General features: G+C 45.3%; 7 protein-coding genes and 1 pseudogene. 5 read left to right on the forward strand and 3 right to left on the reverse strand.

Going from position 1 to position 7145, the window contains the following annotated elements; genetic code table 11:
* The coding region (locus HFD97_RS21770) for a DUF6530 family protein (protein WP_221412747.1) at positions 1-312 on the reverse strand (312 nt) is incomplete at its 3' end.
* 650 nt (positions 313-962) lie between these two features.
* On the opposite strand from HFD97_RS21770, the gene HFD97_RS21775 reads away from it, so the two are divergent.
* Positions 963-1211: a helix-turn-helix domain-containing protein gene (locus HFD97_RS21775; protein WP_167432526.1), complete on the forward strand. Its 249-nt coding sequence runs from the start codon at positions 963-965 to the stop codon at positions 1209-1211.
* Entirely contained in the window at positions 1195-2181 is a 987-nt protein-coding gene (locus tag HFD97_RS21780; protein ID WP_167432527.1) for a BstXI family restriction endonuclease, read from the forward strand. Before HFD97_RS21775 ends, HFD97_RS21780 begins: the two co-directional genes overlap by 17 nt.
* Before the next feature lie 12 nt (positions 2182-2193).
* Here the strand turns inward: HFD97_RS21780 and HFD97_RS21785 are convergent, their stop codons facing one another.
* Entirely contained in the window at positions 2194-3192 is a 999-nt protein-coding gene (locus tag HFD97_RS21785) for a site-specific DNA-methyltransferase (protein WP_167432528.1), read from the reverse strand.
* Positions 3193-3967: 775 nt separating this feature from the next.
* Between HFD97_RS21785 and HFD97_RS21795 the strand changes: the two genes are divergently transcribed.
* The 3 genes from HFD97_RS21795 to HFD97_RS21805 all read left to right on the forward strand — a co-directional run bounded on the left by HFD97_RS21795 (position 3968) and on the right by HFD97_RS21805 (position 4923).
* Positions 3968-4207 (forward strand): hypothetical protein, encoded by a 240-nt coding sequence (locus tag HFD97_RS21795; RefSeq protein ID WP_167432529.1) that lies wholly within the window; start codon positions 3968-3970, stop codon positions 4205-4207.
* Between the two features lie 103 nt (positions 4208-4310).
* The gene (locus tag HFD97_RS21800) at positions 4311-4490 is read left to right on the forward strand and encodes a Rop family plasmid primer RNA-binding protein (protein WP_167432530.1); all 180 of its coding nucleotides are present in this window, start codon (positions 4311-4313) and stop codon (positions 4488-4490) included.
* Positions 4491-4500: 10 nt separating this feature from the next.
* Positions 4501-4923: a helix-turn-helix domain-containing protein gene (locus tag HFD97_RS21805; RefSeq protein ID WP_167432531.1), complete on the forward strand. Its 423-nt coding sequence runs from the start codon at positions 4501-4503 to the stop codon at positions 4921-4923.
* A 2022-nt stretch (positions 4924-6945) separates the two neighbouring features.
* Here HFD97_RS21805 and HFD97_RS21810 read toward each other — a convergent pair.
* A pseudogene (locus HFD97_RS21810) lies at positions 6946-7145 on the reverse strand (hypothetical protein); the annotation flags it as partial.

Consider the following 7145-nt stretch of genomic DNA (forward strand, 5'->3'; position numbering starts at 1 on the left):
TGCACGGCTCACAGGGAATTTATCACTCAATGAAAGTCTTCCGTTTTTACTGTAGTCCAAGGCTATACAGACCAGCGTAGCTAAGTCGATTGCACGATGTAGAGGAAGTTCTTCAGACTGCCTTGACCATTTTTCGCCAGGGTTTCGCCAAACCTTTGCAGATAGATCAGTCAAGCCCGCCTTATTCCACTGAGCGATCCCTACTGATAAACCCATGGCATCCGTTGCGTCAGCATCGTATGGCCCGTCAATGCGATTGTAGTTTTCAACTTCAATGATTGGTTTGTGCTTTAAGTGAACTGGTATTTTCATATCGAATCTCCTTTTCGCTAAACTTGCTGGTTTTTATAAATCATAAAAGTTTATAAATGTAACTAAATGTTTATTTTTCGATGAGGAATGAGCGAAAAGGCGATGCGTAGCTGGATGTTAGAGTGTGAGTGGCAGGAATAAAAAAGCCGCCACAGGGCGGCTTTTTATTACCAGTAGTACTCAGTTGGTCGCCGTTCCGGCATCCAGACCATTCCGTCAGGGTCACAACCGGCGATCACCAGCCAGACATTATGCCGGTCTGCCGCACGGCGTCTGCGAGTGGTGTACAGGCGATTCCAGCTTCCGGGGTTATGCCCGATCCAGTAAGACGGAGGATGGCGATGACCGTGAGGTCTGCCGTCCGGGTAACGATCTGTTCTTGTGTTGAAGGTGCTCATACGGCCTCTGTAGGTTGAATTACCTACAGAGTGTCGAGCGCCTCTATAAAGCGATTGCATTGCAATTTAACCTTCCTTTACAAGGTGCGTAGCGCCGTGCCGTGATGGTAACCGAGAGTTGGTAAAATCCCATATTTTGAATATTTCAGGTAGTTATAGAATTAACATGATTGAAATGTGACTTATAGTCCGTGTGATTATAGTCAACATTTGTGCATGATGATGCTATCTGTTATCAATAGAAAACTTATTATGGAAAGCCTTCTTTTAGTAAAGGTGTCTTTTTTAATAAAAAAAATAAGATTAGATAAAGGCATGACACAAGAGGATCTTGCATACAAGTCGGGTCTTGATAGAACGTATATTTCAGGCATTGAAAGGAGTTCTAGAAACCTGACCGTAAGAACCTTAAGTTTTATTATAAATGGACTTGATGTTGATGAGGTTGTTTTTTTTGAAATGCTTATAAAGGAGATTTCTCAGCATGGTAAGGAAAGTTAAGCTCCCCTCATTATTGGAGCGTAAAATATATAAAACAGGTCAGACTCGCGGTGCTGATGATGATGTTATTTATCAAAATAGAGTTTCAAGAAATAGTACTGTTTTAATACCGTTTGAATTAATAATTCCAGTTGAAAATAGGTGTCTCCTAACGAAAAAATATGATAATGGATATATAGTTCTTTTGCCGCCTGATTACTTGTTTGGCGAGAAAAGAGATGAGACGCTTGCTATTATGAGTAATTGTGGTCTGCGTCTTGGATTTAATTGCTTGGTCTTTTATAGTCAAAGGTATCAATATAACCTATATAATCCTAATACTTTTGGCCTTAGAAGTGTCCAGCCCATGTCTAGACAGGGTGATCTTGGTGGTGATTATGTTAGCCGTGTCTCTGGAACAACCTCTGAAAGAATGGGCAAGATATCATTTGGATATAATGTTACAACATCTAAAGGTGCAGGTATTCGTCTTTTTGAATACTCTGACAAAGAATCAATAGAAAAAGCAAGGTGTCAACTTGAGGCAATATATTGGATGTGCCATGACTCGATTGAAGCTGCTGTAGAGTATGAAATGTCACCAGAAGATGCTCATGAAAGAAAAAAACTAGTTTATGAGGTAGCTGAAAAGTTTGGGTTGTTGGATAAACATCTTTTAATTAAAAATAGAATAGTTGATGCTGAATTAGAAACCGTGTGTCCTTTATGTTTGGCTAAAATATCAGCTAAGGGATTTTTTTCAAAAGTCGAGCAACAAGAATTTAGAAGAGTTCATGATCTTACCGTAACTGAGGTTAATTTATTCCATATCAATGAGTTAAGGTATGGTGAGTTTAATCATCAACCTTACAATTTAGGGTGGGGACATCATCATTGTAACGTTGTTGTTAAGGATTCAGGTATAGATAATACATTAGAATGGATGCATGATGTATTAGTAAGAAATGAAAGGTTTAGAACGGCACCTTAACGGTGCCTGCTTTTAGAATAAATCATATATTCTTGTTTTTGTGTATTCACTCCAATGCATATCAATGTCAATTGATATGCATTTTCGATTATTTCTTTTTGCTGATAAAGCTGTACTTCCTGATCCAGAAAAACAGTCAAGAACTATGTCTTCTTCATAGGAGCTAGCATTAATTATATGGTCTAGCATATCTTGAGGCTTTTCTGCTGGATGCTTTCCTTTGTATGGCCTTACCGATTCAAAGTTCCACACGTCAGTATATTCAACATTTTTTGATATGATGAAGGGTCTTATAGCATCTTCATAATCTGGCATGAATGATACTTTCCCTGTTCCAATGATTGCTTCCCTTATTTTTTCATATTGTTCGCGGCTGGGGATGTTTCTTCCTGTCTCCCAGTTTGAAACTGCGCCACCATGGTTAACCTTTCCATAGGCCCCAGTCAGCTCAGTTAGCATATGACCGCTAAGACCTGATTGTGTTCTTTTTTCTTTCAACAGTTCACCAAAAGCGGAGCGATGCAAGTTACCATTTTTTGCTGGCTCGCAAAATATCACTCTTTCTGAATGAGCATACCACTGGCGTAAAGATTCCTTTTTCATTTTCCCTTTCCAACCATCAAATCCAGGTTGGTTAGGTTTAGTCCAGACAATGTGAGATAAGATGTTAAATCTGGCAGATAGCATAACTTCTAATCTTGCAGACATGGAAGAATCGCAAAAGCAATACAGAGAGCCATTTGGCTTTAATATTCTTCTCCATTCAATTGATATTTCCTCCATCCAATCAATATACTCGTCGTCTTTTTTGAATTGGGTATCACCGTAGATGTTTTTTTTCTGTGTGGCATGGTATGGCGGATCGGTGAGAATTAAAGATACTGAATTGTTTGGTATCTTTTTTAGTACGTCTAAGCAGTCGCCATTAGCTACTAATTGCTGGTCATCCGTATAGAAAATGAAATCTCTTATGCTGTTCTTTATGGTCGTGAAAATCTCGTCGCGGTTCATAAATGCTATTCTTTTGTTGACTATAGTCAACACTTTAAGTCGATATCACAAAATTTTCAATCTTTAAGTGTGATAATGAAGCTCTTTTTCAAGAGGTTGGTGGTAATCAGATGACTTATCGCTTCAGCTTGTTTTACTACTTTTGAAGATGTAATCTCTGACACATAAAAAGAAAAACCGCCTGGGGAGGCGGCTTTTCAAGGTTCAGTAAGTTGGGGAACTTCTGAACCGTGGTAACTGGCTTAAACGGAGCGCAGTAACCAAATCTGTCCTTTCAGTGTAGCCGTAGTTGGGCTCCCACTTCAAGAACTCCGTATTTACAACGTAAATACATATCCGCTCCGTAAACCGGTTACCAGTGGCTACCGCCAGTGGCGCTTTGTCGTGTCTGTCAGGGTTGGACTCAAGAGAACAGTTACCTGAACAAGACGTGGTAGTCGGGCTGAACGGGGAGTTCGTGCATACAGCCCAGCTTGGAGCGAACCACCTAAGCAGCACCCAGTGTCAGGCGTGGTATGAGAAAACGCGGCCATAACAGCGGAAAGACACGGGCTAAGCTGTAAGGTGGGAACAGGAGAGCGCACGAGGGAGCCACCGGAGGGAAACGTCCGGTATCTTTAAGTCCTGTCGGGTTTCGCCCCTTCTGATTTGAGCACCGGGAATCGCCAGATTTCTGTGATGCTCGTCAGGAGGGCGGAGCCTATGGAAAACCGGGGTGCCGGGGACCAGGCTCGGGGGGAAAGGGGGGCGCTGTTGACGTTAACCTGGAGGATTTATGGCTGGTCGTCTGCATGTTGTATCTAAGTCTGAGAAGCAGTTTCTTGATGATGCTGTCTTTGCAGCGGAACGGGCAAACGGTAAAAAGCTGTCGGGGCCGGAAAAAAAAGAGGTGTTGCGAGTTGCCCGCGAGCAGCTTCTGGGACAGCGTGAAGCTGAGGCCGCTAAACAGGCACGGGCTGTCGAACGTCAGGCCGCTGAATTCACCTGGAGCAAACCTAAGCCTTTCCGTCGTTAGCCGGTAACGCTCGCCGCAGCGTTCGTCTGGCGAAGCCCGGGGAACCGAGGAAGCGTCATTTCATCTGTTGTCAGCATATGGCACGTACGCACCGGAGCGTCTGATGATTAAACAGCACAAAACTGCGCTGAACATTGCAAAATTCATTCAGGGCCAGAGTCTGCTTTTGCTGGAAAAACTCAATGAGCTGGATTTAGACTGCGAAGCAGACATGTGTGAAAGACTTCATGAGGATGTTGAACGCCTTCACAGGAGTCTTATGGCAACGTTAACTCAGGAATAGCGAAGACTGCATGGCAACCGTATCTATCAGTGAAGCAGCAAGGCTTGCCGGCATTAGCCGTCCCACCATTTACAAGCTGATTAACAGCGGCCAACTTAACGTTACGCCTGTTGTAAAGGGAGGTAAAACTGTAAAAGCCATTGATACGTCTGAGCTTATGAGGGTTTTCGGTACCATTGAAAGTTTTTCTGTAGCAACAGATTTTACAGTAAACCAGGAACAGGACGTTACACGGTTTAACGGCCAGGATTTACAAGATTTACAGCATAAAATTGAGTTGTTACAGAAAGAAAATGAGGGTTTGAAAGAGGCTGTAGCCTCCCGGGATGACCACATAAGTTCTCTTCGCCAGGCTATGATGCTTCTTGAACATAAACAGGAGCCACAGCGGCCTTCGCCCCCTCCTGTGAGATGGTGGCAGTTCTGGAAATAGCCCTATCTTTTCTGCCGGTCAGGTTTGTTCTCGTTTACAACCTCGTTTGAAGTACTGGCATCTTCTCTTCGCAATTCTGCCTCATATTCTTTTCTGTAAATTTCGTCGCGCATCCATTTTTCGTGTAATTCAGTGTGTGTAATGAGTTTCACTTTTTCTCCTCGGGTTTATTTATGTCCCGTATACCAGAATCTTAACCTTCAATTGTAGATGCAACGTGCTTCCGGGATTTCTTGTGTTTGAAGTGTGTTTGAAGTGTGTTTGGGCACTGTTTTTTGTGTTTATAGTGTGTTTGTAATGTGTTTACTGCGTTATAGCCGCCTTATGTTGAAAGAAATACAGGCACGATACCGATGTATACACAAAATACCTGACGGTTATTTCATGTATCCATCGATGTGCCAAAGGGATCTTCCCTTTGAAACCCTGATGCGGTTCTACGAACCTGAACATAGAATCCCTTGAGTTTGCTTTGGTTGCTCTCTCAGTTGCATGGTTAGCGGTAGATTTAAATCCTTTTTGATTAGTGCCGATTCCCACAGCGGTGACAGAGCGGCGAGTTTTACGTACTAACCACTCATGGTTAGCGCACCAGGCTCTCATGTTTAACGTACTCTACAGTGGCGGCTGCTGCGTGATTAGTGCTGATCCCCACAGCGACGACGGCAGTTTGATTAGTGCTGATTCCCACAGCGGCGACAGACTGGCAGATCTGACGTACTAACCACTCATGTTTAGCGTACAACACAGCGACGACGGCAGTGTGATTAGTGCCGTTTCCCACAGCGACGACGGCAGCGTGATTAGTGCCGTTTCCCACAGCGACGACGGCAGCGTGATTAGTGCTGTTTCCCACAGCGGCGACAGACTGGCAGATCTAACGTACTAACCACTCATGGTTAGCGTACCAGGCTCTCATGTTTAACGTACTCCATAGCAACGACGGCAGCATGATTAGTGCTGATCCCCACACTCAACGACGCAGCCGTTGAACTTTGACGGCAAATCCCATCACCTTTGCGTGTCTTTTATGGGAATCAGCACTAATTGTGGAGGCGACGGCTGTCCGTTCCGGTACGCCTGAAGACGCGTAGCAGGCTCCATAGGAAAAGCAGGGCTGATCTCCACAAAGGTTAACGCTGCGGCGCAGGCTGTGACCTTAAACGACGCAGGCAGTGACCTTTCGCGATAAACCCGATCGCTTTTGGGCGTCGTTTGTGGGAATCAGCACTAATCAGAGACGTTACATCTGCTCCCCAAGTACTATTCCTGCCGCGCCTGCCGGCTTGTCCAACGCCTCACGGCCGCACAGTAAACTGCGCGCCCGTTCACCGTTATAGGAAATGACCATTTCCTGCGAAAACGCGGCTTTAGTGCCAGCATCCGCCCGGAACCAGCCGCCATTCACCTGCGTGCATAGTCATGCAGACGCGCAGAAATCATCAGGCGGGTTTTTTCACGATTCGGACAGGTAAAGGTTCCGGAAACGGCCCTCAGGCCGCAGAATCGCGCTGAGGGCCTCTCAGGGGGTGCGCCCAAGTACTGTTATGTTAAATACAACATGCAGGCAGGTACGAAAAAATTATGCCGCCGGGCCTGCGCAGGCGAAAATCCGGCCCATACTGATCCCATCCCTTCACCAGGGATTCAGGCTTTTTCAGCCACTGCACGTCTTCGGCCCCCTGCGGGGGCTTTTTTTGCCTGAATACGGGTGAGCCATCCTGCTGGAACCCGCGGATCCGTCCGGAGCGCGGCCCGGTATATCTGCCGCTTACGCTTGCCGTCCCGCCGATCCCCTTTATCATTAAGCCTGACCGGCGGCGGCTCCGCCCGGCGGCGATAAAAGCAAAAGCCACTGAAAACCTCTTTGAACCGCCTGCACGGCGGTTTTTTTTGCCCTGACTCTTTCATGACTGCAAAAGACTGCGTCCGGCAGCTGAGGTCCCGGTTCGTGACTGAGATGTTATGGTAAATACGAGCGATCTGCAGATACAAAAAACCGCCCAAATGGGCGGCATTTATCTAGTAACCAATTCTTTTCAGCTCTTCCGAAAGTCGCTTAAGGCTTGCAGCAAGATGCTCTTCATTTTTCTTTAGTTCTTTTTTCATGAGTTCCGTATGACGCGCGAGTTCTGGATTGTCTACTGCACGGCTCACAGGGAATTTATCACTCAATGAAAGTCTTCCGTTTTTACTGTAGTCCAAGGCTATACAGACCAGCG

It is taken from the genome of Pantoea sp. EKM103V, from assembly GCF_011800365.1.
Taxonomy (GTDB): Bacteria; Pseudomonadota; Gammaproteobacteria; order Enterobacterales; family Enterobacteriaceae; genus Pantoea; species Pantoea anthophila.